General features: G+C 41.1%; 27 protein-coding genes and 1 riboswitch. Of the genes, 20 read left to right on the forward strand and 7 right to left on the reverse strand.

The window, feature by feature from the left end; genetic code table 11:
- Nucleotides 1-35: 35 nt before the first annotated feature.
- The 3 genes from MHI08_RS05575 (at nt 36) to spxA (ending at nt 1628) form a co-directional block, all read left to right on the forward strand.
- Nucleotides 36-299, forward strand: a complete 264-nt coding sequence (locus MHI08_RS05575; RefSeq protein WP_342500072.1) for a hypothetical protein — start codon at nt 36-38, stop codon at nt 297-299.
- A 161-nt stretch (nt 300-460) separates the two neighbouring features.
- A complete protein-coding gene (locus MHI08_RS05580; RefSeq protein ID WP_024425040.1) occupies nt 461-1039 on the forward strand; it encodes a GNAT family N-acetyltransferase in 579 nt (192 codons plus the stop codon).
- Nucleotides 1040-1232: 193 nt separating this feature from the next.
- The gene (gene spxA / locus MHI08_RS05585; protein WP_003211421.1) at nt 1233-1628 is read left to right on the forward strand and encodes a transcriptional regulator SpxA; all 396 of its coding nucleotides are present in this window, start codon (nt 1233-1235) and stop codon (nt 1626-1628) included.
- Between the two features lie 39 nt (nt 1629-1667).
- Here the strand turns inward: spxA and MHI08_RS05590 are convergent, their stop codons facing one another.
- The gene (locus MHI08_RS05590; protein WP_024426476.1) at nt 1668-2333 is read right to left on the reverse strand and encodes a TerC family protein; all 666 of its coding nucleotides are present in this window, start codon (nt 2331-2333) and stop codon (nt 1668-1670) included.
- Between the two features lie 263 nt (nt 2334-2596).
- Between MHI08_RS05590 and mecA the strand changes: the two genes are divergently transcribed.
- The 4 genes from mecA to pepF all read left to right on the forward strand — a co-directional run bounded on the left by mecA (nt 2597) and on the right by pepF (nt 8234).
- Nucleotides 2597-3262, forward strand: a complete 666-nt coding sequence (gene mecA / locus MHI08_RS05595) for an adaptor protein MecA (protein ID WP_024425038.1) — start codon at nt 2597-2599, stop codon at nt 3260-3262.
- Nucleotides 3263-3349: 87 nt separating this feature from the next.
- Complete coding sequence (gene cls / locus MHI08_RS05600) at nt 3350-4870, forward strand: cardiolipin synthase (protein ID WP_024426475.1); 1521 nt, start codon at nt 3350-3352, stop codon at nt 4868-4870.
- Nucleotides 4871-5032: 162 nt separating this feature from the next.
- The gene (locus MHI08_RS05605; protein ID WP_342500073.1) at nt 5033-6193 is read left to right on the forward strand and encodes a competence protein CoiA family protein; all 1161 of its coding nucleotides are present in this window, start codon (nt 5033-5035) and stop codon (nt 6191-6193) included.
- A gap of 214 nt (nt 6194-6407) precedes the next feature.
- A complete protein-coding gene (gene pepF, locus MHI08_RS05610; RefSeq protein ID WP_281733681.1) occupies nt 6408-8234 on the forward strand; it encodes an oligoendopeptidase F in 1827 nt (608 codons plus the stop codon).
- A gap of 106 nt (nt 8235-8340) precedes the next feature.
- Here the strand turns inward: pepF and MHI08_RS05615 are convergent, their stop codons facing one another.
- From MHI08_RS05615 to MHI08_RS05635, 5 genes are all read right to left on the reverse strand, one after another.
- The gene (locus tag MHI08_RS05615) at nt 8341-8514 is read right to left on the reverse strand and encodes a hypothetical protein (protein ID WP_024425034.1); all 174 of its coding nucleotides are present in this window, start codon (nt 8512-8514) and stop codon (nt 8341-8343) included.
- Nucleotides 8515-8809: 295 nt separating this feature from the next.
- Nucleotides 8810-9721: a ClpXP adapter SpxH family protein gene (locus MHI08_RS05620; protein WP_024425033.1), complete on the reverse strand. Its 912-nt coding sequence runs from the start codon at nt 9719-9721 to the stop codon at nt 8810-8812.
- A complete protein-coding gene (locus MHI08_RS05625; protein WP_008355333.1) occupies nt 9718-10116 on the reverse strand; it encodes a thiol management oxidoreductase in 399 nt (132 codons plus the stop codon). Before MHI08_RS05625 ends, MHI08_RS05620 begins: the two co-directional genes overlap by 4 nt.
- Nucleotides 10117-10391: 275 nt before the next feature.
- Complete coding sequence (locus MHI08_RS05630) at nt 10392-11159, reverse strand: lytic transglycosylase domain-containing protein (RefSeq protein ID WP_342500074.1); 768 nt, start codon at nt 11157-11159, stop codon at nt 10392-10394.
- Nucleotides 11160-11180: 21 nt separating this feature from the next.
- Complete coding sequence (locus MHI08_RS05635) at nt 11181-11759, reverse strand: CYTH domain-containing protein (protein ID WP_197172775.1); 579 nt, start codon at nt 11757-11759, stop codon at nt 11181-11183.
- A 237-nt stretch (nt 11760-11996) separates the two neighbouring features.
- Here MHI08_RS05635 and MHI08_RS05640 point away from each other — a divergent pair, with 237 nt between their 5' ends.
- The 4 genes from MHI08_RS05640 (at nt 11997) to MHI08_RS05655 (ending at nt 14800) form a co-directional block, all read left to right on the forward strand.
- Entirely contained in the window at nt 11997-12362 is a 366-nt protein-coding gene (locus MHI08_RS05640) for a hypothetical protein (protein WP_024425029.1), read from the forward strand.
- A gap of 33 nt (nt 12363-12395) precedes the next feature.
- Nucleotides 12396-13025: a GTP pyrophosphokinase family protein gene (locus MHI08_RS05645; protein ID WP_024425028.1), complete on the forward strand. Its 630-nt coding sequence runs from the start codon at nt 12396-12398 to the stop codon at nt 13023-13025.
- Nucleotides 13026-13088: 63 nt separating this feature from the next.
- On the forward strand, nt 13089-13889 hold the full coding sequence (locus MHI08_RS05650; RefSeq protein WP_003211364.1) for an NAD kinase: 801 nt from the start codon (nt 13089-13091) through the stop codon (nt 13887-13889).
- An 8-nt stretch (nt 13890-13897) separates the two neighbouring features.
- Entirely contained in the window at nt 13898-14800 is a 903-nt protein-coding gene (locus MHI08_RS05655; RefSeq protein ID WP_025093412.1) for an RluA family pseudouridine synthase, read from the forward strand.
- A 41-nt stretch (nt 14801-14841) separates the two neighbouring features.
- Here the strand turns inward: MHI08_RS05655 and prpE are convergent, their stop codons facing one another.
- Complete coding sequence (gene prpE / locus MHI08_RS05660; RefSeq protein WP_268423300.1) at nt 14842-15585, reverse strand: bis(5'-nucleosyl)-tetraphosphatase PrpE; 744 nt, start codon at nt 15583-15585, stop codon at nt 14842-14844.
- 161 nt (nt 15586-15746) lie between these two features.
- On the opposite strand from prpE, the gene MHI08_RS05665 reads away from it, so the two are divergent.
- The 9 genes from MHI08_RS05665 (at nt 15747) to fabI (ending at nt 23965) form a co-directional block, all read left to right on the forward strand.
- Nucleotides 15747-17588: a monovalent cation:proton antiporter family protein gene (locus MHI08_RS05665; protein ID WP_342500075.1), complete on the forward strand. Its 1842-nt coding sequence runs from the start codon at nt 15747-15749 to the stop codon at nt 17586-17588.
- Between the two features lie 59 nt (nt 17589-17647).
- A riboswitch (TPP riboswitch) is annotated at nt 17648-17757 on the forward strand.
- Nucleotides 17758-17835: 78 nt separating this feature from the next.
- A complete protein-coding gene (gene tenA, locus MHI08_RS05670; protein ID WP_342500076.1) occupies nt 17836-18546 on the forward strand; it encodes a thiaminase II in 711 nt (236 codons plus the stop codon).
- A complete protein-coding gene (tenI, locus tag MHI08_RS05675; RefSeq protein WP_342500077.1) occupies nt 18521-19138 on the forward strand; it encodes a thiazole tautomerase TenI in 618 nt (205 codons plus the stop codon). The genes tenA and tenI overlap by 26 nt, the downstream gene beginning before the upstream one ends.
- On the forward strand, nt 19122-20234 hold the full coding sequence (thiO, locus tag MHI08_RS05680) for a glycine oxidase ThiO (protein WP_342500078.1): 1113 nt from the start codon (nt 19122-19124) through the stop codon (nt 20232-20234). Before tenI ends, thiO begins: the two co-directional genes overlap by 17 nt.
- Nucleotides 20231-20434 (forward strand): sulfur carrier protein ThiS, encoded by a 204-nt coding sequence (gene thiS / locus MHI08_RS05685; protein WP_326483689.1) that lies wholly within the window; start codon nt 20231-20233, stop codon nt 20432-20434. Before thiO ends, thiS begins: the two co-directional genes overlap by 4 nt.
- Before the next feature lie 4 nt (nt 20435-20438).
- Entirely contained in the window at nt 20439-21206 is a 768-nt protein-coding gene (locus tag MHI08_RS05690) for a thiazole synthase (RefSeq protein WP_025093416.1), read from the forward strand.
- Complete coding sequence (locus MHI08_RS05695) at nt 21203-22216, forward strand: thiazole biosynthesis adenylyltransferase ThiF (RefSeq protein WP_044334777.1); 1014 nt, start codon at nt 21203-21205, stop codon at nt 22214-22216. Before MHI08_RS05690 ends, MHI08_RS05695 begins: the two co-directional genes overlap by 4 nt.
- A gap of 16 nt (nt 22217-22232) precedes the next feature.
- Entirely contained in the window at nt 22233-23036 is an 804-nt protein-coding gene (gene thiD / locus MHI08_RS05700) for a bifunctional hydroxymethylpyrimidine kinase/phosphomethylpyrimidine kinase (protein WP_342500079.1), read from the forward strand.
- A gap of 152 nt (nt 23037-23188) precedes the next feature.
- Entirely contained in the window at nt 23189-23965 is a 777-nt protein-coding gene (gene fabI / locus MHI08_RS05705; RefSeq protein WP_024425017.1) for an enoyl-ACP reductase FabI, read from the forward strand.
- Nucleotides 23966-23994: the final 29 nt, after the last annotated feature.

Below are 23994 nucleotides of genomic sequence, written 5' to 3' on the forward strand. Positions count from 1 at the left end.
TTAGTTAAGTACAAGCAGATACCGGAGGAAATCAAATGTTAAATTGGAAAACCTTTCGTTATTCATTGCTCCATGTTCTCATTGTATTTATGCTTTTTTCAACGTCTTTTTTCAGGAAACCAAACGGAGGAAAGTGGATGCTCGCGTTTATGGTGCTCATTGGGATTGTGTCTTTTTCAGTGGAATATATGCTTAACCGAAAGACAAGCGGTCAGAAGCAAGAAGCACGGCGTGTAAAATATCTTTATTTCATCATGCTTCAAATTGCGATGACACTTATCCTGTTTGTCTGCATTTAACTCGTCATGAATCGTTCGTTATAAAACTTTTTTTGCGTTAATTGAAAAAAAGTGAAACTACTTTAGACTTTGCTGCGTCTTACTAGTACAGGCGTTTAAATAGCAGGAAATCGGGAATATCTAAGGAAGTGGTTCTTAACTATAGCATAAGGAGCAGATCCATGAATTGGTATGAAAAGCTCAGTGAATATTTCCCGATAGAAGAAATGAAGTCAAAAGAGCATATGGAAGCTTTATTAAAGGAAAGAAGTGATATTTATCATAAGGAGGAAGGACCTCATCATGTGATGATGTACGCCGAATTTGATTCTTTCATCTTTATTGATTATTTATTTGTTTCCAAAGATGCAAGAGGTGAAGGCCTCGGGTCAAAGCTTATTCATAAGCTGAAGGAAAAAAAGAAACCGATCTTGCTTGAGGTCGAGCCTGTAGATGAAGATGATGCAGATACTGCAAAACGCCTAAAGTTTTATCAAAGAGAGCACTTCAAGCATGCAGAATCAATCGGTTATAAACGCAGGTCACTTGCAACAAATGAAGTGAACCGCATGGAAATTCTTTATTGGTCTCCTCTTACAAATCATGAGGAAGAGATCATGGAAGCCATGAGGAAGACCTATGAACGAATCCATACGTATAAAGATGAAGAATGGTATGGACAATCGTATGAGGATGTTGATGATGTATTGAAGATCATTGAAAATAGAAAGCAAAAAAATATTTTCGATCATCTCGACTAAATGAGAATGTTCTGACATCCAGTAGCATCACAAAATGAATGAAATTGTCTAGTTTTTGTCACAAAAATTGCAAGAAAATCTGTTCACACTTACTTTTTTATAGTATAATCACTATAAAGATTACTTATTTAGAACAATTTTAATTTAAGAATACAGATCAATATTCATTCTACAAATTGAGGAGTGAAGATTTATGGTAACATTATACACATCACCAAGCTGTACATCATGTAGAAAAGCAAGAGCGTGGTTAGAAGAGCACAATATCCCATATCAAGAGAGAAACATTTTTTCTGAGCCTCTTTCAATCGATGAAATCAAAGAAATTCTTCGAATGACAGAAGACGGTACAGACGAAATTATCTCAACACGTTCAAAAGTATTCCAAAAGCTAAATGTCAATGTTGAGACAATGCCGCTTCAACAATTGTATAAACTAATCAATGAGCATCCAGGTCTTTTGCGTCGTCCAATTATCTTGGATGAAAAAAGATTACAAGTTGGGTACAATGAAGATGAAATTAGACGTTTCTTACCAAGAACGGTTCGTACATTCCAACTAAGAGAAGCTCAGCGACTTGCTAACTAATAAAAATACGAAAAGCTGCCGATCATTTGGCAGCTTTTTTTATTTGTTTTCAGCCGTTTGTTCGTAAAAGAGGCTTGCTAATATGACTGTAATGACGGTTAAAAACGGTAGCATCAATTCAAGCGTGGCATGCTGTGACATAAATTCAGTCAATTTCACATCACGCACAATCATTTCTCCGCCAGTAAAGGCCAAAAGCGCACTTCCTCCGTATAAAAGAAACGGAAATTTAGTTAAAGCTGCATGAATCAGCTTGCTTCCCCAAATAATAATCGGTACAGAAATCATGAGGCCAAAAGCGGTCAGAATCATGTTGCCTTTTGCCGCACCTGCAACTGCGATGACATTATCAAGTGACATAAAGAGGTCTGCAATCACAATGGTTTGAACCGCACGCCAAAGGGAGCCGCTGCTCTTAATCCGAATCGATTCCTTTTTTTGTTCAATTAACAGATTGTATCCTATATAAAGGAGAAAAAGACCGCCAATAAACTGCAAATAAGGGATAGTCAATAAATAAACTGCGGCACCAGTCATTGTAATTCTCATCAGAACGGCCAAAAGAGTGCCGATCCAAATGGCTTTATTGCGTTTGTCATGTGATAAACTTCGACTGGCCATCGCAATGATGAGCGCATTATCTCCGCCTAAAATCAGGTCTATGCCAATAATCATCAGTAAGGATACGATCCACTCTGTTTCCATCCATTTCACCTCTTGTCCTAATAGAGCTCGTACAACCAATATATGAAGACAATTCAAATATATGTTTCTGCAAGTTTTCTCTGCAAAAAATGCGTTTTTATTTCTTTTATTCATGTTTTATCATAAAATAGACAGTACGAAGCAATACCTCAATTCTTTAAACGGTTAACATGTAGACGGAACGGGTAAAGTGTAGTAAAGTACTATTAATTGGGAGCTTGTATGTCCCTTCAACATCTTATATAGAAGGGAAGGTTGGCAAAATGGAAATCGAAAGAATAAATGAACATACAGTAAAATTTTATATTTCCTACGGTGATATTGAAGATCGCGGATTTGACCGTGAAGAAATTTGGTATAATCGTGAGCGCAGTGAAGAGCTGTTTTGGGAAGTAATGGACGAAGTGCACGAAGAAGAAGAATTTGCAGTAGAGGGGCCGCTTTGGATTCAAGTACAGGCACTTGATAAAGGTCTTGAAATTGTCGTGACAAAAGCCCAACTTTCTAAAGATGGACAAAAGCTCGAATTGCCGATTCCAGAAGATAAAAAAGATCAAACAGATGAAGAAAGCTTAGACGCACTGCTTGATGATTTTCATAAAGAAGAGCAAGATCAAGAAGACCATAATGAGAAGGACAAAAAACTTCAACTTCAATTCGTGTTGAAAATGGATGACTTTGAAGATTTGATTGCACTTTCTCAATTAAATATGCAGGATTTTACCACAAGTTTATATTCGTTTGAAAACCGTTATTATCTATATGTTGACTTCCACGAGGATTTGTCAGATGAGCAAGTGGAGAATAAGCTCAGCATTTTGCTTGAATATGCTCATGAATCAGTGGTCAGCATCTACAGACTGAAAGAATACGGTCAGCTGATTATCGAAGGGAATGCCCTTGAAACGATTCAACAGCACTTCTCGTAACTCACAAAAAGTCGATTTCTATAGAGGAATCGGCTTTTTTATCTGAGTGAATAGGTAAATAAAGAGATCGGCAAGGAGAAAAATGAAATGAGAAATGTAGTCAAAGTTCTATTTTTTCTAATCATTACGATAGGTGCTTATTTAATCATCCAATTGATTGTCGGTGATTTAGCGGTAAGTGTATTAAGTTCTGTCAGTGTTCTATTTACTTTATCGATTATTTTCATCGGATTTGTTATTTTCTTGGAGAACCGGAATCCGTCTCAAACGATTACATGGCTTGTCCTGCTTGGCAGCTTTCCGTTATTCGGCTTTTTGTTCTACATTTTCTTTGGACGCAATATTAAAAAGCGCCGGCTGTTTGAAAAGAAGGCGGTATTGGACGAGAAGTTAATCCAGGAAGATGAAAGTATCCATAGAGAAGCAATTGAAAAAATGACGCATATGGGTGATCATCAGCAGCTCTTATTTAAGCTGGCCCACAGACTTGGACATACTCCTATTACATATCGCACGTCCTCTAAAGTCTTAACCAATGGTGAAGAAACATTCTCTCATATTTTTGAAGAGATTAAAAAAGCAACACATCACATTCATTTAGAATATTACATTCTCCGCCACGATGACCTTGGCCAAGAATTAAAGGACATTCTCATTGAAAAAGCGAAAAATGGCGTGATTGTCCGCTTTTTATATGACGATGTAGGAAGCTTAAATCTCTCCCGTCAATATATTGCTGACCTAGAAAAGGCTGGCGTTCAGATCGTTCCGTTTTTACCAGTAAGGCTCCCCCTTTTAAATAATAAAATCAACTTCCGAAATCATAGAAAAATTGTCGTAATTGATGGGGAAGTGGGATTTGTCGGCGGGCTCAACATTGGAGACGAATACATGGGCAGAAGCAGACAATATGGATTCTGGCGTGATACTCATTTGATGATTAAGGGCGAAGCTGTTCGTGACCTCCAGCAGATTTTCATGCAGGATTGGTATTATATGACGAATGAAAGATGCTCAGGTGTGGACTATTTCAAAGATTTCAGCCACCTTGAGAGTACAACAGAAGGCGTACAAATGATTGCTGGCGGGCCTGACAAGCAGTGGGAGGTCATTAAAAATCTCTTTTTCTCCATGATCATCTCCGCCAAAAAGTCCATCTGGATCGCTTCACCGTATTTTGTGCCGGATGATGATATTTTGTCCGCATTGAAAATTGCTGCATTGAGCGGAGTAGATGTACGGATTATTGCTCCAAAGAATCCAGATAAACGGATTGTTTTCCATGCGTCTCGTTCATACTTCCCGGAGCTTCTTGACGCAGGGGCAAAGGTGTACGAGTATGATCAAGGCTTTATGCATAGTAAATTTATTATTGTGGACAGCGAACTGGCTTCGATAGGAACGGCAAACATGGATATGAGAAGCTTTCATTTGAACTTTGAAGTGAATGCCTTCCTCTATAAAACAAAAAGCACCGAGAAGCTCGTCAACGATTTCTTAGGTGATTTAGAGCAGTCACATGAAATTGTTCCAGAAGAGTTTGCAAAGAGACCTTTGGGGGTCAGACTGTTTGAATCAACAGCAAGATTATTATCACCACTTTTATAAAGATTGTATTTTCCCCCTTTTCTATAAGGGGGATTTTTAATTTTCCTGAAGAGATGATCATTAAAATCATCTTTTGACACGGTAAAAATTCATTTTGCCTTTTCGCTTCCTTATAGACGAACAAGCTATAATACGGTCATCAAAGAGCGAGGGGCGAACTGAATGAATACAGCAATGATGGATAACGGTAAGCTTATCCGAATGACACATCATTTATCGAAAAGCCGTCTGGAGCATGTAAGAAAGACGTGCAAATTTTATTGTCCTGAGTGCAGGGAGGAGGTGCAATTAAAGCTAGGGGAGCATCGTGTCTATCATTTTGCGCATAAACAGCTGACAGCATGTCCGTTAGCCTCAGGCGAAACGGCTTATCATCAGGCAGGAAAGGAAGCTATTATGAATTGGCTGAAGGAGCTTGGACATAAACCAGCGCTTGAAAAGTATATGTCAAAAATTCATCAGCGTCCTGATGTGACCGTCTCTATAGGAAATGAAACCTATGCAATCGAATTTCAATGTGCAAATATTTCCCGGCAAGAGCTTCGCAGAAGAACAGCAGGTCTCCGCGAGGCAGGGCTCTTTCCCATATGGATGATAGGGGCAAATCGTTTAAACCGAAAATCTGCCCAGCTTTTTTCTTTCTCCTCCATTCATTGGGGAATTTTAAGGGAATCAGAGGAAAGGCGGTTGATTTTTTTCTGCCCGATCCAGAATAGGTTCATCCATCTTGATCAATTCCTTGTGTTTCAATCAACGAAAATATGTGCAGCAATGACTGTCAGACCACCTTCAGCATACCGCGAAATTCCGGCATTTCTATCTCCGCCTTCAAGCAAGCGTCAAGTAAACCAACAATGGATTAAATGTATACAGCAATTTAGGCAGCGTCCTCCTCGCATTTTATCAAATGAAAGCAAACGTTTGAGAAATATTTTTTATGAGCATCATCAAACAGCATTCCCTTTTTTGCCAACTGAATTATTTATTCCAGTGCAAGAAGCGTATATTTTTACAAGTCCCGTGTATGTTTGGCAGGGGTGTCTCTATGATTGGATGATGAGGAAAAAAGGAAGCAGAAGAGTGACAATTCAGCAGCTAATGATGGAAATCAATCGATGTGTGCAAATGAAAGAAGTGAAACTCCGATATGGCGATGTTTCAAGAGAAGAAATAAAAGAGGTGGTCACTGCATATGTAAATGCGCTTGTAAGACAAGGGTTTTTACATATGACGAAAGAGGGTAATTATGAAGTATCGTCGAATCAAATGCCTATACGAACACTAGATGAAGTGTTAAAACGAGATGCTTTCTTATTTCATTAGCATGTTTCATCACCACTTTGATCATGATAAGAAAAAGGTGGTGCTGCTATTGAATCAAAAGAAACGCTTTTTTCTCATTTTTTTAGTCTGTTTGGTATTTATTTCTGCATATGATTTGACAAATATAGTTCAAAACAAAGAAGATAAATACAACACCAATTTCTTTCACTTTCCGAAAGGTTGGTTCAACACAACTCAAGCAAGGGGGATTCATATGACTTCACAAAACAAAAACAATCATCTACCAGACAGAAGCGAAGTAAAAGAAGAAAACAAATGGCGTCTTGAAGATATTTTTGAAAGCGTCGATGCATGGAACAAGGAATTCGAAGCGGTCAAAAAAGAAATTCCGAAGCTGGCTCAGTTTAAAGGCAAGCTGGCCCATTCTGCTGATGTCCTGTATGAAGCCCTAACCTTTCAGGATCAACTTTCTGAAAAGCTTGGCAAGCTTTATACATACGCGCACATGAAATACGATGAAGATACAACGAACTCATCCTTTCAGGCGTTAAATGATAAAGCCTCGAATCTATTTACACAGCTGTCTAGTACATCTGCTTATATTGTTCCAGAGATTTTATCAATTCAAGAAGATAAATTGCAGCAATTTATTCTGGAAAAAGAAGAATTAAAACTGTACTCACATGCTCTCGAAGAAATTAATAAAGAGCGTCCACATATTTTAAGTGAGGAGCAAGAAGCTTTATTAGCGGAGGCCTCTGAACCACTTTCATCTTCATCTACTACTTTTAGTATGTTTAACAACGCCGACATTTCTTTTCCTTCTGTAAAGGATGAGAATGGGGAGGAAAAGAAGATTACCCACGGCAACTTCATCACATTTTTAAATAGTGATGATCGTGAAGTGAGAAAGAATGCCTTTAAAGCTGTGTATAAAACGTATGATCAGTATAAGAATACACTTGCTTCTACACTGAGCGGTTCAATTAAGAAGGATAATTTTTATGCAAAAGTACGAAATTACAAATCGGCAAGAGAAGCAGCATTATCACGAAACAGCATCCCGGAAGAAGTGTATGACAATCTAATTGATACAGTTCATCAATATTTACCGTTATTACACCGTTATATTGAATTACGCAAAAAGGTATTAAAGCTTGATGAAGTGCACAATTACGACTTGTACACACCACTTGTGAAAGATGCTGGCATGAAGCTCACCTACGATGAAGCAAAGGATTATATGCTGAAAGGGTTAGCCCCATTAGGAGAAGAATATGTGTCCGTGTTAAAAGAAGGACTCGAAAATCGCTGGGTAGACGTTTATGAGAATAAAGGGAAACGAAGCGGTGCTTATTCATCTGGGAGCTATGGTACAAATCCATATATCCTCATGAACTGGCAAAATAACATTGATAATTTGTTTACACTGGCTCATGAATTTGGGCATTCTGTACACAGCTACTATACAAGAAAGCACCAGCCATATCCGTATGGAAACTATAGTATCTTTGTAGCTGAAGTGGCTTCCACTACAAATGAAGCGTTACTAGGCGAATACCTGCTTAATCATTTAGACGATAAAAAGCAGCGTTTGTATGTATTAAACCACTTGTTAGAAGGATTTAGAGGAACGGTATTTAGACAAACGATGTTTGCTGAGTTTGAGCATCTTATTCATGTGAAAGCACAAGAAGGAGAGGCTTTAACGCCAGAATTTATGACGAACCTTTATTATGACCTGAACAAGAAGTATTTTGGTGACGGTATGGTGGTTGATAAGGAAATCGGATTAGAGTGGACGAGAATCCCTCATTTCTATTACAACTATTATGTGTATCAATACGCGACAGGCTATAGCGCGGCGCAGGCATTAAGCAAGCAAATATTACAAGAAGGAAAACCAGCGGTAGAGCGCTACACCGATTTCCTTAAAGCAGGAAGCTCTGATTATCCAATCAATGTGCTGAAAAAAGCAGGGGTTGATATGGCTTCTAAAGAACCAATCGAAGCAGCATGTCAATTGTTCGAAGAAAAACTAAAAGAAATGGAAGAGCTCATCTCCAAAACAGGTGAGTAATGAAAAGACTTCTGTCAGACGTGTGAGTGCTATCTCATCTTTTGACAGGAGTTTTTTTCTCATAAAAAAGACCTCTTCAGATGTCGAGGCCGTTCCATGTCAATCATCAACCTTTAAAACCTCTAAAGGTCTTACGGTGATTCATTCGATAAAGCGTAAAAAGAATCGAAGCAAATAAGAGTGGAGACGTCAAATAAAGAGGAAGCATCTTCATTAAGCCTAATATATTTAAAAAGAAACATAAGCCAATGGCAACAAGTCCAATAGTTGTGCTGCGCATGCAGATCCCCCCATTTTTTTGTTACTTTTACTATATGAAAGTGACAACCCTCTTATGTTTTGTGACAAAAATATGAACATATAGTATATCTGTTGTCATAAGTCGACAAAATTTGATATACTACAGATGTGAAATTAATCACATACAAACATTACCCCTTTGTTTGACCGTGAAAAATTTCTCCCATCCCCTTTGTTGTCGTTAAGACATAGTGAAACCGCGCTTATCCCGGCGCGGTTTCTTCGTATTTATAAACAGAACGAATGTTCCTGGTGGAGGTAAAGAAAAACATGGGTCAGCACCCATGTTCATTTTCACAGCGATAGACATCAAGATCTGTATGGTGGTCATTCTCTTTATAGCGCCAAAACATTTCTTGCTGCACTTGGACACGTTCTACCTTTTGAGCGAAAGCCAGCTTCTTCATTTCTCGTTCAACTTCTTCAAGCGTCAGGTCATAGACAACGGCTATCTCTTTTGCTGAAGCAAATTGAAAGTAAGCAATAAACCATTCAATTGGAGGCCGTTCTGATGGTGTTGGTTTTTCACCAATCATTTCAAAAAGGATTTCTTCGTAAATATCATAAGAGTAGGCACCTGAAATTTTTAATCCTTCGTCTCCATTTACGGTATTAAAAAAGGCGAAGGTCGGAAGCTCAGATACGTCCATTTCAGCTGCAATTTTCATATCACATTGCAGTGCTTTCACAGCACTTTGAGAATGAATGTCGCGCTGGAATTCCTCGATGTCCAGTCCAGCACTTTTTGCATTTTCTATCAGCACCTGCTCACTTGTGACATCTTGCTGATGGCAAAAAAGAGATTCTTGAATGAGACGCAAAAACTTCATTCCGCATTTTCTGCCTTGAAGTTCCGCTGCTTTTAGTGCGAGTGAGGCGAGGTAGGGTGATGTCACAATTTGTTCAGACAGCATTTGTTCTTTTTTGGTCTGCGTTTTAGTGGCAAATTTCCCCCATGCTTCAGTCAGTAAATGTTTCTTTCTTTTCCGATTCAAAGCATTAATACTAGAACTTGTTACCGTTCGTAAAGTGAAAAAACGGCCATATTTCATTTTCAACTTTTTAATGGACGGCTCTAATAACCAGCAGTCAGGGCTTAGAGGATCAATGAATACATAGATTTCAATCGGCTTTTGAGGATGTCCGTGACAGTGTGAGAAATATTGATCGTGCGTATTGCAGCTCAAGATCGTCCATCCTTTTCAGGTGTTTGGTTGACCATATGACGAGCCGTCAGAGAAAGTCGTTCAAATAAAAAGTCACGAATATCGCCGGTTAATCCTACTTGATCCATTGCATCCTCCATGCATTCAAGCCATGCGTCAGCCCGCTCCTCAGTAATCGGAAAAGGGAGATGTCTCGCCCGCAGCATTGGGTGGCCATGCTCTTCTGTATAAAGCGGCGGTCCGCCTAAATATTGCGTTAAAAACTGTTTTTGTTTTCTTGCTGTTTCTTTTAAGTCATCCGGGAAAATAGGATGAAGCAAAGGATGACACTTTACATTTTCATAAAAAGTATCAACAAGTTGCGATAGAAGTTCCTCTCCAACCGCTTCGTAAGGTGCGTTAAACGATTGTACCATGTTGACTACTCCTTTTACTCGTAGTTAATAGGATGACTCACCCTATTGCGTATTTCATTTATTTCAAAAGTGATATTCAGTTTGTTCTATTTTATTGTTTCTATTCTTGTACTTATTTTAACAACCTCATCTCAATTCCACAAACAAACCGCTTTGGTCTGCTCGAAATAAAGAGAGAATCGGATTCTGTGATCAATTGACCATATCATAACACATTCAGTCAAAAAAGGGGGAAAAGCGACATACAAAAAACCGAAGAGGTTATTCTCTTCGGTTTAAGCGAAATATTGAGCTGTGATTTTCTTTACATAATTTTGTGTTTCTTTAAATGGAGGAATGCCTCCGTATTTATCTACATTTCCTGAGCCTGCATTATAGGCAGCTAAGGCGAGTGAGATATTTCCGTTATATTTATTGAGCATTTGTTTTAAATACTTCGTTCCGCCTTCAATGTTTTGGGACGCATCAAAAGCATTGTTGACGCCAAGTGATTTAGCAGTAGATGGCATGAGCTGCATGAGTCCAAGCGCACCTGCATGGCTGACAGCATTTGTGCGGTAGCCGGATTCCTGCTTGATGACCGCGTGAATCAGCTTTTCGGGAACGCCATGCTTTTGAGCCATTTGTGACACGATTTGATTAATCTCTTTTGATGATGAGCCGCTTGAGACTGCCTCTTGAAGCGGCGGTGTGTAGCTGTTGTTTAAGACATTTCCAATGCCATTCGCTGTATTTAATTGATTGTCATTTGCATACAAAGATTGGGCCTGAAGCTGCTCACTGCCGGAAGTGGCAGATAAATATGGGTTTGTACGAGCATATTGCGTGTTCGGAGCCGTTGATGGGTCCGTGCCCATAAAAGCTGAGATGGAAAGCGGGAGACGTGATAATTCTGATCCGCCTAAAAAATCTTGCAGCAGCGACTGAAATGAAGCTTGGGCATTTGATTCTTGACCTGCAGACATTTGCGTTTGTGCTGGATCTGTCTGTAACGTTTTAAGCGCTTGAAGCTGCATAAAGGATTGAAGTTGATTGACGTTCATCATGTTCCTCCTTCAAGGAATTCATCTATTCTGTGTTTTCATTTTTTCTTCATAAAAACGAACGACTTTGTTTTTCGTGCTTCGTACTGGAATATGAAATTTGCGGAGCAATGCGGAGAAAGCGGCTTGTCCGATTTCCAGGTCGCTCACTTCAAATTCAAGTTCATAGTCCTCTACTGTTAAATATCGGCTGTGATCCAAAACAATTAAGCCTTCTTGAATCATTTTTTCTGCTCTTGACGTTTCAAGTGAACCAAAGTACACAATTTGATCCTTTTGAATGTTGAGGTGGTCTAATCTGTCCGCAACTTCACCATCTGGCAGCTCAAAATCGTCAAGTTGAGATGGGGGAGCGATCGTTTGGTGGGTTTCGAGCAAGCCTATTTCGTGAGGTTCCTTTAATGTGAGCACCCATTGACCGTTTTTTTCTCTCATTCTTAATGCAGCCAATTGAGATTTTATATCAAATTGAGGTGTATCAAAATAATAGTTGGTTTGCGTGTGGAAATCCGCATCCTTCAATTGAAAATGCTGTTTCAGCTGTTCAAATTCTTCTTTCATTAATAATTGCTTTAGTTCGATTTCAATTTCCTGTGCCATTTTGACATCAACCTTTCATTAGAGGAAATATGATTATTGTACATGAAGTGTGTTCACCATGTAAAAGACTGTTTTTTTCACTCTATTTTCAATTTAGGTATGGACCAAAATGAATGAAGAATCTTGGGAAAGGATCATTTAAAAGAGAAAAACAGGATTTTCTCAAAAAGTTCGGTTTATCAATATTGAACTTGATATGATAAAATAAAGCTGTACTTTGTTGTAAAGGAGATCATGATGCAAAACAGAATTGAAATCACAGAAGCAACTTTAAAAGAAGACAGGCTGATTTTGACAATCCAGTCAGAAGAGCAAATCCAAAAAGCAAAAGCATCAGGACAAATGCTTGTTGATTCTGATCACTTTGCGTTCGTTTACATACTTGAAACCGAGGAGTCCTTTTCGTATCTTATTTTAGGGGAACATACATGGGCTCCATTAAAAGAAGCAATGAATCGTGACATCCCTGTCTATTTGGCATCGGATGAATATTCGCTGGAACTCATTCAGCTTCAACAGGAATTACATTATTTAATCGACAATATTAAAGACAATGCCAATTACGGAGATATGGAAGAGAAAGTGAAAAGCACATTCCTCTGAAATAATTAGGTATATGGAATTGGGGGAAGTTTCATGGACAAAAAACAATGGGATCAATTCCTCGCACCGTATAAACAAGCAGTCGAAGAATTAAAAGTGAAACTAAAAGGCATTCGAAAGCTGTATGAATTCGAGGATGACCATTCACCAGTAGAATTTGTCACAGGCCGAGTGAAACCCGTTGCCAGCATATTAGAAAAGGCAAAGCGTAAAAACATCCCGATGCATGAGATTGAAACGATGCAGGATATTGCTGGGCTTCGCATTATGTGCCAGTTTGTAGAAGATATACAAGTCGTGAAAAAAATGCTCCAGTCACGTAAAGATTTTGTGGTTGTAGATAAACGCGACTATATTGCAGAACATAAAGAAAGCGGATACCGCTCTTACCACCTTGTTGTGTTATATCCGCTGCAAACCGTAAGTGGAGAGAAACAGCTCCTTGTCGAAATCCAAATTCGTACGCTTGCGATGAACTTTTGGGCGACCATTGAGCATTCTCTGAATTATAAATATAGCGGGAATATCCCGGAGAAGGTCAAGCTGCGCCTTCAAAGAGCATCTGAGGCAGCATCTCGTCTCGATGAAGAAATGTCCGAAATCAGAGGGGAAATTCAAGAAGCACAAGTGGCATTTTCCAGGAAAAAGAAAAACGACAGCTGAGCCAGTTTGATCAAATATGATGCTGCCCTCTCATAGCAGCAAGGTGAAAAAGGAGAAGAATTCATGAAATTTGCAGTTTCTTCAAAAGGGAATTCTGTATCTGACACGCTCAAAAGTAAAATTCAGACCTACTTATTGGATTTTGGTATGGAACTAAATGAAGAGGAACCGGATCTTGTCATTACGGTTGGTGGAGACGGCACCCTTCTTTATGCGTTTCACCGTTATAGCGACCGTCTAAATGAAACAGCTTTTGTCGGTGTTCATACAGGTCATCTTGGCTTCTATGCTGACTGGGTGCCGAGTGAAATTGAAAAACTCGTCTTAGCCATTGCGAAAACGCCTTATCATATTGTGGAATATCCGATCTTAGAAGTCATTGTCAGATACAACGACGGCGGCAGAGAAGAGAAATATTTAGCAATGAATGAATGTACGATTAAAAGCATGGAAGGGACACTTGTAGCAGATGTTGAAATTAGAGGCCAGCTGTTTGAAACATTCAGAGGTGACGGCCTTTGTCTGTCTACACCATCTGGCAGTACGGCCTATAATAAGGCACTGGGTGGCGCCATTATTCATCCTTCTATTAGAGCCATTCAGCTGGCAGAAATGGCTTCAATCAACAACCGAGTGTTTCGGACGGTCGGTTCACCGCTTATTTTGCCTGACCATCATACTTGTGTGATTAAACCGAGGAATGATGTCGATTTTCAGGTGACCATTGATCATTTGACACTGCTTCATAAAGACGTCAAATCCATTCAATGCCGGGTGGCAGACGAGAATGTCCGTTTTGCAAGATTTAGACCGTTTCCGTTTTGGAAAAGGGTGCAAGATTCCTTTATCGGAAAAGGAGAATAAGAAAGAGGTTGTTCCCGCTGGAATACTTTACGTTAAACAAAACCATAACAGCCAAAGAAGAAGGGCTGCTTTTAAAGGAATATTTAATTGATCTTGGCATTTCGAAAAGAATGCTGACGGATATTAAGTTTGATGGCGGTGACCTCCTCATTAATGGAGAGCATGTTACCGTAAAGTGCGAGCTGCATGAAGGGGACAGACTCACCATTTTATTTCCCGAGGAAAAAGTGAGTGAAGGGCTGAAGCCTGCACCGATTCCACTTGATATTATATTTGAGGACGAGCATGTCCTTGTGCTGAATAAAAGGCCGTATATTCCTTCGATCCCTTCTCGGGAGCACCCTGAGCACAGTATTGCGAATGGATTACTGCATCATTATGCCAAGCAGTCTGTTCGGCATACGGTTCATTTGGTGAACCGTCTTGATCGTGATACATCTGGTGTCATGCTTGTGGCGAAGCATCGCTTTGCCCATAGCCTTTTATCAAAGGCGCAAAAAAGTGGAGCGGTTAAACGAACATACAGAGCCTTTACACATGGCATGATCACAGAAAAACATGGAACGATCGCTGCAAAAATTGCCCGAAAAGGGGATAGTATTATCGAGCGGATGGTTGATGATGCTGGGCAGGAGGCAGTAACGCATTATTCCGTGCGAGCGGTAATCGCTGAGTTGAACATGTCGGATGTGTCTCTCTCACTTGAAACCGGGAGAACACATCAAATTCGTGTTCATATGCAATTTCTTGGGCATCCGCTCATCGGAGATACGCTGTATGGCGGAACGACCGAGCGGATAGACCGGCAGGCACTGCATAGTGAAACCCTTGTGTTTCCTCATCCGATGACAGGTGAGCAAATGACTTTTTCAGCCCCGCTTCCTGATGATATGAAATCATTGCTTTTTTAAATAGAGAAACCCGGTCACCTGGAGCGCAGGACCGGGTTTTTTTATGATGTGAAATGCTGAAATCTAGAATCGTCATAAGGCATGGATGAAGGAACGGAGACCGTGTTAAGCTCAGGGTATGTGAGGGCAGACAGCTTGTTGCCAAATACGCAGCCTGTATCAATATTGACCGTTCTGCCAACGAATCGAGGTTCTTTTACTGGTGTATGGCCGTACACAATCCATGATTTTCCGTGATACTCTTTTGCCCAGTCCTTGCGAACAGGCCGTCCATCTGGCCATGTTTCTCCTGTGACGGCACCAAATAATAAATAGGACCGCATTTGTTTATTCGGCTTTTTTCCAATATCCTTTTCCTTCATCGCTGCGTGTGCAATGATCAGCTCATCAGGAATGAGTACATCATAAAGCGGAGCCTTCTCGAATAACTGCTTAAATTCATGTGACAATTTGTTTTGTTCATGGATTGGCAGTTTTTTTATTTCGTTCACTGTTGTTTCGATGCCGTGAAGCAGTTTGACGGGATTTCCTTTTAAGTAGCGATAAAGTTTAAAGCAATGGTTGCCAGGTACATAGCGGATTGCGCCGTGTGAATAGGCATGAATGACAAATCGCATGACGTCTACTGACCGAGGTCCACGATCTGTTAGATCACCAACAAGGGCCAGCGTTCTCTTATCAGGATGGACGGGTAATCCATGTTTGAGTTCGTATCCTAGTTTGTGTATGAGGGTAAGCAGCTCTTCGTAGCAGCCGTGGATATCGCCAATAATATCGAATTTCATAAGGTTTCCTCCTGATTTTTTCATCCATTCATCGGATATAAAGAAGTTTGAATTTTAGAAAATATAACGAATGGCTTTCATTTCATTTGGGCAATTGTTAGAATCAATGCTTTAACGTAAGACTTAAAAAATTAAACATGAATGTTAGGAGGCTTTAGCCAATGGAGCATACATCTGTTTCATCACTCGTTGTCGTTATTATTGTCGCCTTTTTCACCCCTATTTTATTGCACCGATTTAAGCTGACCATTCCGGTCGTTGTAGCTGAAATCATCATGGGGCTCATCATTGGGAAAAGCGGCCTTCAACTGGTTGTCGAACATGATGCGTGGTTAGATACATTATCCATGCTCGGTTTTATTTTTCTGATGTTTTTAAGTGGACTTGAAATAGATTTTTCTTCTTTTGAGTCAAAGAAGAAAGCACGAGAACTTCCAAATGGTTTAAAAGAACCAAATACATTTAAAGCAGCCACCATTATTTTTCTTGGGGTATTTTGTATTTCTTTTATCCTGTCCTATGCGTTTGTACTCGCAGGGTTTATCCAAAATGCCTTTTTAATGACGCTCATTATCTCTACCATTTCATTAGGCGTAGTGGTGCCAACCTTAAAAGAGGAAAAGTTGATGCAGACGAATATCGGTCAAATCATTCTGCTTGTAGCTGTCATTGCCGATTTGGTTACGATGATTTTGCTTGCTGTGTTTTCCTCCATTTATGGAGATGGAACAGGGAACATGTGGCTCCTGCTCTTATTATTTGCTGCAGGCATTCTTCTTTATTTATTTGGCCGCGTATTTAAGACAAAGTCAATTTTTCAGTCGATGTCAAAAGGAACCGTGCAAATTGGGACAAGGGCAATCTTTACTCTCATTATAGTCTTAGTTGCCTTATCTGAATCACTCGGGGCTGAAAATATTCTAGGGGCGTTTTTAGCTGGTGTGCTTGTGTCCCTTCTTTCGCCAAATAAAGAACTCGTTCAGCAGCTGGACTCATTTGGCTACGGATTTTTAATCCCGATCTTTTTTGTGATGGTCGGAGTGGATCTGAATATATGGGCACTGTTTAAGGACCCCACAATTATGATCATGATTCCGCTTCTGTTTATTGCGCTGCTTATAAGTAAGCTCGTCCCGATTCTTTATTTGAAAAAATGGTATGACATGAAAAAGGTCATTGGCTCCGGATTTTTATTAACTTCAACTTTATCTCTCGTCATTGCAGCTGCGACGATTGGTGAGCGGCTCGGTGTCATTGATCATAAAATGTCAGGAGCGCTGATTTTAGTTGCTGTGCTAACGAGCATTTTAACACCTGTTTGGTTTAAAGCGCTGTTTAAAAAAGAACAAGCGGCAAGCCATAAGAAGCGTGTGACCTTTATTGGTGCAAATCAGCTGACTTTACCTGTCACACTTGATTTACATCAAGATGAATATGACATTCGGATTTTGCATGTGTTTCAAGAAAATAAGGAAGCACTGCTGGCAGACTCTATCTTTGAAGTCGAATCAATTGAACAATACGACGATGAGACGCTGAGAAAGGCAGGCGTCGGCCAAGAGGATGTCCTTGTCGTCGCAACAGGCAGTGAGACGAAAAATAAGGAAATTGCTTTATTTGCAAAAGAAGAAGGTTCAAAACAAGTCATTGCAAGTGTCAACAAAGCAGAGGCAGAGCTGACATTGAAGGAAGCGGGAATTGATACGTTTTCTACTTTCCTTTCATCTAAAACGGTGCTAAGAGCTTTGATTGAAGCACCTGATGCGATTCGATTGCTAACAAATGAGGATTCTTCTTTGTATCAAATTCAAATGAACAATCATCGTTATCATAATGTCATGCTGAGAGAATTTCCTTTCACCGGTGATTTGGTATTTGTCCGCATTTTTAGAGGGGTAGACAGCTTAGTACCGCATGGAGATACGACACTCAGAAGCGGCGACCGTGTGCTTGTATCGGGCTCCCGGGAGTATGTGGCAGGACTAAGAGCCCAATTAGAATGACAATGAACCCTTGACCAATGAACAATTCCTGATTAAGATAGAGGTACAACATCATATATTTGATCCACTAGGGGAGTCCTTTAAAAGGGCTGAGATAAAAGTGTTCACTTTTAGACCCTCATTACCTGAACAGGTTCATACCTGCGTAGGGAAGTGGTGCGGTTTTTGACTATGCTTTTTACAAATTCCAAGCCACTTTCCACGCGGAAAGTGGCTTTTTTATATGGAAAAACAGGAGGAGAGGAACATGACGTTTTCAACAGAATGTAAAGAGGCTGCAGCAACATGGTGGAATGGAAGCTTTACACATCCTTTTGTCAAAGGGATTGGAGATGGCACACTTTCACTCGATCGTTTCACCTATTACGTGATGCAGGATTCTTATTATTTAACTCATTTTGCAAAGGTGCAGGCATATGGAGCGGCGATCAGTGAGGACTTACATACGACGGGCAGAATGGCGTATCATGCCCAGGGAACGTATGAAGCAGAGCTGTCGCTGCATCGGAAATTTACAGAGCTTCTGCAAATTTCTGATGAAGCCATTGAGAACTTTAAGCCTTCTCCCACTGCTTATGCGTATACCTCTCATATGTACCGATCTGTAAAAAGCGGACGGTTTGAAGAGATTTTAGCCGCGCTATTACCGTGTTACTGGCTCTATTATGAGGTAGGTGAAAAGCTGAAACAAACAACACCTGACCATCCAATTTACGAAGAATGGATTTTGACATACGGAGGCGATTGGTTTAAGGAACTCGTCTTCGAACAAGTGAACCGCTTTGATGAACTAGCAGAAAAAGCACCAGACCATGTACGGGCCAATATGAAAGAAAATTTCGTGATTTCAAGCTATTATGAATATCACTTTTGGGAGATGGCGTATCAAAAAGAAATGTGGCAAACAGCATGCTTAGATGGGGTTGGTGCAAATGGAACTCCACGCAGTGACAAATGATTCCCTTCCTGCGGGTGAACTGATCAAACAAATAAAAGCCATTGCGTTTGAAGTGGATTTTATCCATATTCGGGAACGGTCTAAAACAGCAGGTGAGCTTGTTGATCTCGTGAAGAATCTCCTTTTAGAAGGTGTACCGAAGGAAAAGCTCGTGATCAATGACAGAGTAGATGTTGCGCTGCTTACCAATATTCACAGGGTGCATCTCCCGGGCCACAGCTTTTCGCCAAAAGAACTGCGAAAAAAATTTCCTCACCTTCATGCGGGAGTATCTGTCCATTCGATAGAAGAAGCGAAAGCAGCAGAGAAAAATGGAGCAGAGTATGTCATGTTTGGGCACATATATGCTACCTCTTGTAAACCAGGACTTCAGGCAAGAGGTGTACATCTTGTGAAGAAACTGACTTCTGCACTAACGATTCCAGTGGTGGCCATCGGCGGGGTGACCCCAGAACGAGTTCCAGAATTGAAACAAGCAAATGTGAAAGGAATTGCTGTCATGTCTGGGATTTTTGCTCATCATCAGCCGCGTATGATGGCACAAGCATTTTCTGAAAAGGTAAAGGAGAATCCTTATGAAAAAGCATTATGACGTTGCAATCATTGGTGGTGGAATCATAGGGGTCTCCATCGCCTATCACCTTGCAAAAGCAGGAAAACAGGTGGTCTTATTTGAAGCGAATGAGATAGGGAAGCAAACGACAAGTGCGGCTGCCGGGATGCTCGGTGCACATGCTGAAGGAGAGGGTCATGAGGATGTTTTCTTTCAGGCAGGCAGAGCAAGCCAGGCATTGTACGAAAAATTAAAAGTCGATCTTCTGCATGAATCAGGCATTGATATTCGAACTTCAGCGGGCGGTATCATGAAGGTCGCCTTTACAGAAGAAGAGAAACAAGCCCTTTGCCGGATGCAGCATTTGTCTACATTTAAATGGCTTGACGCAAGCAGCGTAAAAAAATGCATGCCTCAAGTTACAGATCACATGCTGGGAGCAGGTTTGATTGAAGAGGATGTGCATGTGGAACCTTACGCTGTATGCAGGGCTTTATGGCAGGCGGCTGTCCGGTACGGGGCAGATGTGAAAGAGTGTACACCTGTGATCGAAGTGAAGCGGGACAAAGAAGCGTTAACTGTCAGAACAACGAAGGGCACATTCACATGTGATGACCTGACAGTCGCAAGTGGTGTATGGTCTGGCCGTTTTTTTGAAGAACTCGGATTATCTCATTCTCTTTATCCAGTAAAAGGGGAATGTGTGTCTGTATGGAATAATGGTCCGCCGCTCGCACACACCATTTATCATGATCATTGTTATATCGTTCAGCGAGATAGCGGAAAGCTTGTTATCGGCGCAACAATGAAGGCAAACGAGTGGCAGGCTGTTCCAACGCTTGGCGGCATGGAAGCTGTGATTCAAAAGGCGTCTCAGCTTATGCCTTCTATTAAGGAGATGCCGATTGAAGAGTGCTGGGCAGGCCTTCGTCCGGCGACAAACGACCGGCATCCTTATATCGGAAGACATCCAGAAGATAAGCGTATTCTTTTTGCTGCAGGGCATTACAGGAATGGCATTTTACTTGCGCCGATTACTGGAGAAATCATTCGTGACCTGATATTAGGCGAACCGGTCAAAGAGGAATGGCTTCACGCGTTTCGTATTGGACGAAAGGAGGCACTATTCGTATGAAGATTCAATTGAATGGCAGAATCGTTGATTTCGATCAAGAGAATGGAACGATCTATGATCTGCTAACAGCCTATCAGCTTGAAAACCGTGTGGTGATCGTTGAAAAGAACCATGAAATCATTGATAAAGAAGCGTTTCAACAAGTAGAAATTCAACCAAATGACACGATTGAAATCGTTCATTTCGTAGGAGGAGGATGACCCAATGCTGCACATTGGCGGAAAAACATTCACATCAAGACTATTACTCGGAACAGGAAAGTACCCATCATTTGAGGTTCAAAAAGAAGCGGTGAACGTATCGGAAGCCGAAATTTTAACCTTTGCCGTCAGAAGAATGAACATATTCGAAGCATCTCAGCCTAATTTTTTGGAGCAGCTTGATTTATCAAAATATACGCTGCTTCCGAATACAGCTGGAGCAAGTACAGCAGAAGAGGCAGTGCGTATTGCCCGTTTAGCAAAGGCTTCTGGGCTTTGTGACATGATTAAGGTAGAAGTCATTGGTTGTTCAAGGTCTCTTCTGCCAGATCCAGTTGAAACATTAAAAGCATCTGAAATGCTGCTCGAAGAAGGATTTATCGTGCTGCCATATACATCTGATGATGTGGTGCTGGCAAGAAAATTAGAAGAACTCGGTGTCCATGCTATCATGCCTGGTGCTTCACCGATTGGTTCAGGCCAAGGCTTACTAAATCCTTTGAATCTCTCATTTATTATTGAGCAGGCGAAGGTGCCGGTCATTATTGATGCTGGCGTAGGTTCTCCGAAGGATGCAGCTTATGCGATGGAGCTTGGAGCAGACGCTGTATTACTAAATACCGCTGTCTCTGGTGCAAAGGATCCTGTAAAAATGGCAAAAGCAATGAAACTCGCGATTGAATCAGGAAGACTAGGCTATGAGGCAGGACGTATTCCGCTAAAAAACTATGGGACAGCGAGCAGTCCACAGGAAGGAATGCCGTCATTTTGAGCACTCGTTATTCACGCCAAGAGCTTTTTCAGCCAATTGGAACAGAGGGACAAAAGCGGCTAAATGACTCAAAGGCGGTCATTATTGGAGCGGGGGCACTTGGAACCGCAAGTGCTGAAATGCTCGTTCGTGCCGGCGTTGGTTCTGTCACCATTTTGGACCGAGATTATATTGAATGGAGCAACCTTCAGCGTCAGCAGCTTTACACGGAGCAAGACGTGAAGGATCGGCTGCCAAAAGCTGTGGCGGCTGAAAAAAGACTCAAGCAAGTAAACAGTGACGTGCACATCAAAGGAATCGTGATCGATGTGACTGCTCACAATATTGACGAACTTGTCAGTGGGGCTTCAATCATTGTCGATGCAGCGGATAATTTTGAGGTAAGAATGATCGCCAATGATGCCGCTGTCAAACATCAAATTCCGTTCCTTTATGGGGCCTGTGTCGCCAGTTATGGCATTCAATTCACAGTGATCCCTGGTGAGACGCCGTGTTTACACTGTCTGCTTGAACATTTGCCTGCACAAGGCATGACATGTGATACAGCAGGTATCATTAGTCCAGTTGTGCAGCAGGTAGCCGCATATCAAGTGGCAGATGCACTTAAATATTTAACAGGACATCAAGTGACGCCAATTTTAAAATCCTTCGATTTATGGAAAAATGAACGCTCTGACATTCGGTCGGCCGCGTCTTTAAAGAAGAAGCAATGTCCAAGCTGTGGACTGAAGACCTATCCATTTCTTTCATATGACAAGAGAGCGAAGGCAGATGTACTATGCGGCCGCAATACGGTACAAATCCGCAGTGCAGCAGAAACACCGCCGCCTTTACATGAAGTAGCTCTTCGGTTAAAGAAAGCAGGAATGGATGTGCTTGAAAATCCATATTTGCTTTCGTGTCAAAAGGATGAGTTTAAGCTTGTCTTATTTAAAGATGGCAGAGCGCTTGTACATGGTACGAATGATATTGCCAAAGCAAGAACCATTTATCATCAATGGATTGGCTAATGAGAGGTGTGAAGAAATGACGATCAAAAAAGCATTCACAATCGCGGGTTCTGATTCTGGCGGCGGAGCAGGTATTCAGGCAGATTTGAAAACTTTTCAGGAGCTCGGTGTGTACGGAATGTCTGCGATCACAGCGATTACTGCGCAAAACACACTAGGTGTTCACGGGATATACCCGCTTTCAATTGAGGCGTTAGAGCGTCAAATAGATGCAGTGGCAGAAGACTTACCGCCAGATGCCGTCAAAACAGGGATGCTGTGGAGTGCAGACATGATCAAGATTGTAGCTGAAAAAACGGTTCAATATGATATGAAGCTGATTGTAGATCCAGTCATGATCGCAAAAGGAGGGGCCTCTTTATTAAATGAAGATGCGGTCGCTGCGATGAAAACACACTTGCTGCCTGTCAGCTATGCTGTAACGCCGAATCTTCCTGAGGCAGAAGTACTGACAGGGATACAAATTCAGACGAAAAAGGACCGCTATGTGGCGGCGGAGCGCCTTTATGAGCTAGGTACGAAACATGTCGTGATTAAAGGCGGCCATGGTCCATCTGATGGGATGATTACAGACCTGCTGTATGATGGAAAAGGCTTTATTGAAGTCACAAATGAACATATTGATACACCGCATACACATGGCACAGGCTGCACGTTTGCAGCAGCATTAACAGCTGAAATTGCGAAAGGATATTCGATGAAGGAAGCCTTTGAAACAGCAGAAACCTTTGTTCATGAAGCCATTAAATTCCCTTTACGTATTGGATCTGGACACGGACCTACGAACCATTTTGCTTATCAGCAAAACAGAATCAAATGATAAAGGAATCGAACCGTCTTCACTTATGAAGACGGTTTTTTGCGAAAATGAAACTTTCTTTCAGCGGAAATTGTCATTCTCTTATGATCTGTGATAATATTATGATCAGGTACTAATACTATGTCTTGAAAAAATAGGAGGCTTTATTACATATGAACTTTTCTTTAGAAGGCCGTAATATCGTGGTTATGGGTGTTGCCAATAAACGAAGCATCGCTTGGGGAATTGCCCGCTCACTTCATGAAGCTGGAGCTCGTTTGATTTTTACTTATGTTGGAGATCGTCTTGCTGAATCAGTAAAAGAGCTGGCAAGCACACTTGAGCGTGATGATTCAATTATTCTTCCATGTGACGTGACAAGTGACGAAGAAATCGAAAAATGTTTCGCTGCAATTAAAGAAAAAGTACAAGTCATTCATGGCGTTGCGCATGCCATTGCATTTGCAAACAAGGAAGAGCTTGTTGGCGAATACTTGAACACGAACCGTGAAGGTTTCCTTTTGGCGCACAACATTAGTGCATACTCATTAACTGCTGTAGCAAAAGCAGCACGTCCATTGATGACAGAGGGTGGAAGCATTGTGACGCTTACATACCTAGGCGGAGAGCGTGTTGTATCAAACTACAACGTAATGGGTGTAGCGAAAGCATCACTTGAAGCAAGTGTGAAATATTTAGCAGCTGATTTAGGCGCAGAAGGCATCCGAGTGAACAGTATTTCTGCTGGTCCTATTCGTACGTTATCTGCAAAGGGCATCAGCGGCTTTAATACCATTCTGAAGGATATTGAAGAGCGTGCACCGCTCCGCCGTACAACAACTCCTGAAGAAGTTGGCGATACAGCTCTATTCTTATTCAGTGATCTATCTCGCGGCATGACAGGTGAGAATCTGCATGTTGATTCCGGCTTCCATATCATTGCCCGCTAAACGAATACATGACTTGCAGCATACCGATG

It is taken from the genome of Bacillus sp. FSL M7-0791 (genome assembly GCF_038627085.1).
GTDB classification, from domain to species: domain Bacteria; phylum Bacillota; class Bacilli; order Bacillales; family Bacillaceae; genus Bacillus; species Bacillus safensis.

Coding starts and splice junctions, on each gene's coding strand:
- MHI08_RS05630 (WP_342500074.1), bottom strand. CDS start 11,159: ATGAACGTCAATCAACTTCAATCCTTTATGCAGCTTCAAGCGCTTAAA.
- MHI08_RS05650 (WP_003211364.1), top strand. CDS start 13,089: ATGAAATTTGCAGTTTCTTCAAAAGGGAATTCTGTATCTGACACGCTC.
- thiS (WP_326483689.1), top strand. CDS start 20,231: ATGAAGATTCAATTGAATGGCAGAATCGTTGATTTCGATCAAGAGAAT.
- prpE (WP_268423300.1), bottom strand. CDS start 15,585: ATGAAATTCGATATTATTGGCGATATCCACGGCTGCTACGAAGAGCTG.
- MHI08_RS05575 (WP_342500072.1), top strand. CDS start 36: ATGTTAAATTGGAAAACCTTTCGTTATTCATTGCTCCATGTTCTCATT.
- MHI08_RS05605 (WP_342500073.1), top strand. CDS start 5,033: ATGAATACAGCAATGATGGATAACGGTAAGCTTATCCGAATGACACAT.
- MHI08_RS05635 (WP_197172775.1), bottom strand. CDS start 11,759: ATGGCACAGGAAATTGAAATCGAACTAAAGCAATTATTAATGAAAGAA.
- spxA (WP_003211421.1), top strand. CDS start 1,233: ATGGTAACATTATACACATCACCAAGCTGTACATCATGTAGAAAAGCA.
- fabI (WP_024425017.1), top strand. CDS start 23,189: ATGAACTTTTCTTTAGAAGGCCGTAATATCGTGGTTATGGGTGTTGCC.
- MHI08_RS05645 (WP_024425028.1), top strand. CDS start 12,396: ATGGACAAAAAACAATGGGATCAATTCCTCGCACCGTATAAACAAGCA.
- MHI08_RS05580 (WP_024425040.1), top strand. CDS start 461: ATGAATTGGTATGAAAAGCTCAGTGAATATTTCCCGATAGAAGAAATG.
- thiD (WP_342500079.1), top strand. CDS start 22,233: ATGACGATCAAAAAAGCATTCACAATCGCGGGTTCTGATTCTGGCGGC.
- tenA (WP_342500076.1), top strand. CDS start 17,836: ATGACGTTTTCAACAGAATGTAAAGAGGCTGCAGCAACATGGTGGAAT.
- MHI08_RS05690 (WP_025093416.1), top strand. CDS start 20,439: ATGCTGCACATTGGCGGAAAAACATTCACATCAAGACTATTACTCGGA.
- cls (WP_024426475.1), top strand. CDS start 3,350: ATGAGAAATGTAGTCAAAGTTCTATTTTTTCTAATCATTACGATAGGT.
- MHI08_RS05615 (WP_024425034.1), bottom strand. CDS start 8,514: ATGCGCAGCACAACTATTGGACTTGTTGCCATTGGCTTATGTTTCTTT.
- thiO (WP_342500078.1), top strand. CDS start 19,122: ATGAAAAAGCATTATGACGTTGCAATCATTGGTGGTGGAATCATAGGG.
- MHI08_RS05625 (WP_008355333.1), bottom strand. CDS start 10,116: ATGGTACAATCGTTTAACGCACCTTACGAAGCGGTTGGAGAGGAACTT.
- pepF (WP_281733681.1), top strand. CDS start 6,408: ATGACTTCACAAAACAAAAACAATCATCTACCAGACAGAAGCGAAGTA.
- mecA (WP_024425038.1), top strand. CDS start 2,597: ATGGAAATCGAAAGAATAAATGAACATACAGTAAAATTTTATATTTCC.
- tenI (WP_342500077.1), top strand. CDS start 18,521: ATGGAACTCCACGCAGTGACAAATGATTCCCTTCCTGCGGGTGAACTG.
- MHI08_RS05590 (WP_024426476.1), bottom strand. CDS start 2,333: ATGGAAACAGAGTGGATCGTATCCTTACTGATGATTATTGGCATAGAC.
- MHI08_RS05665 (WP_342500075.1), top strand. CDS start 15,747: ATGGAGCATACATCTGTTTCATCACTCGTTGTCGTTATTATTGTCGCC.
- MHI08_RS05640 (WP_024425029.1), top strand. CDS start 11,997: ATGCAAAACAGAATTGAAATCACAGAAGCAACTTTAAAAGAAGACAGG.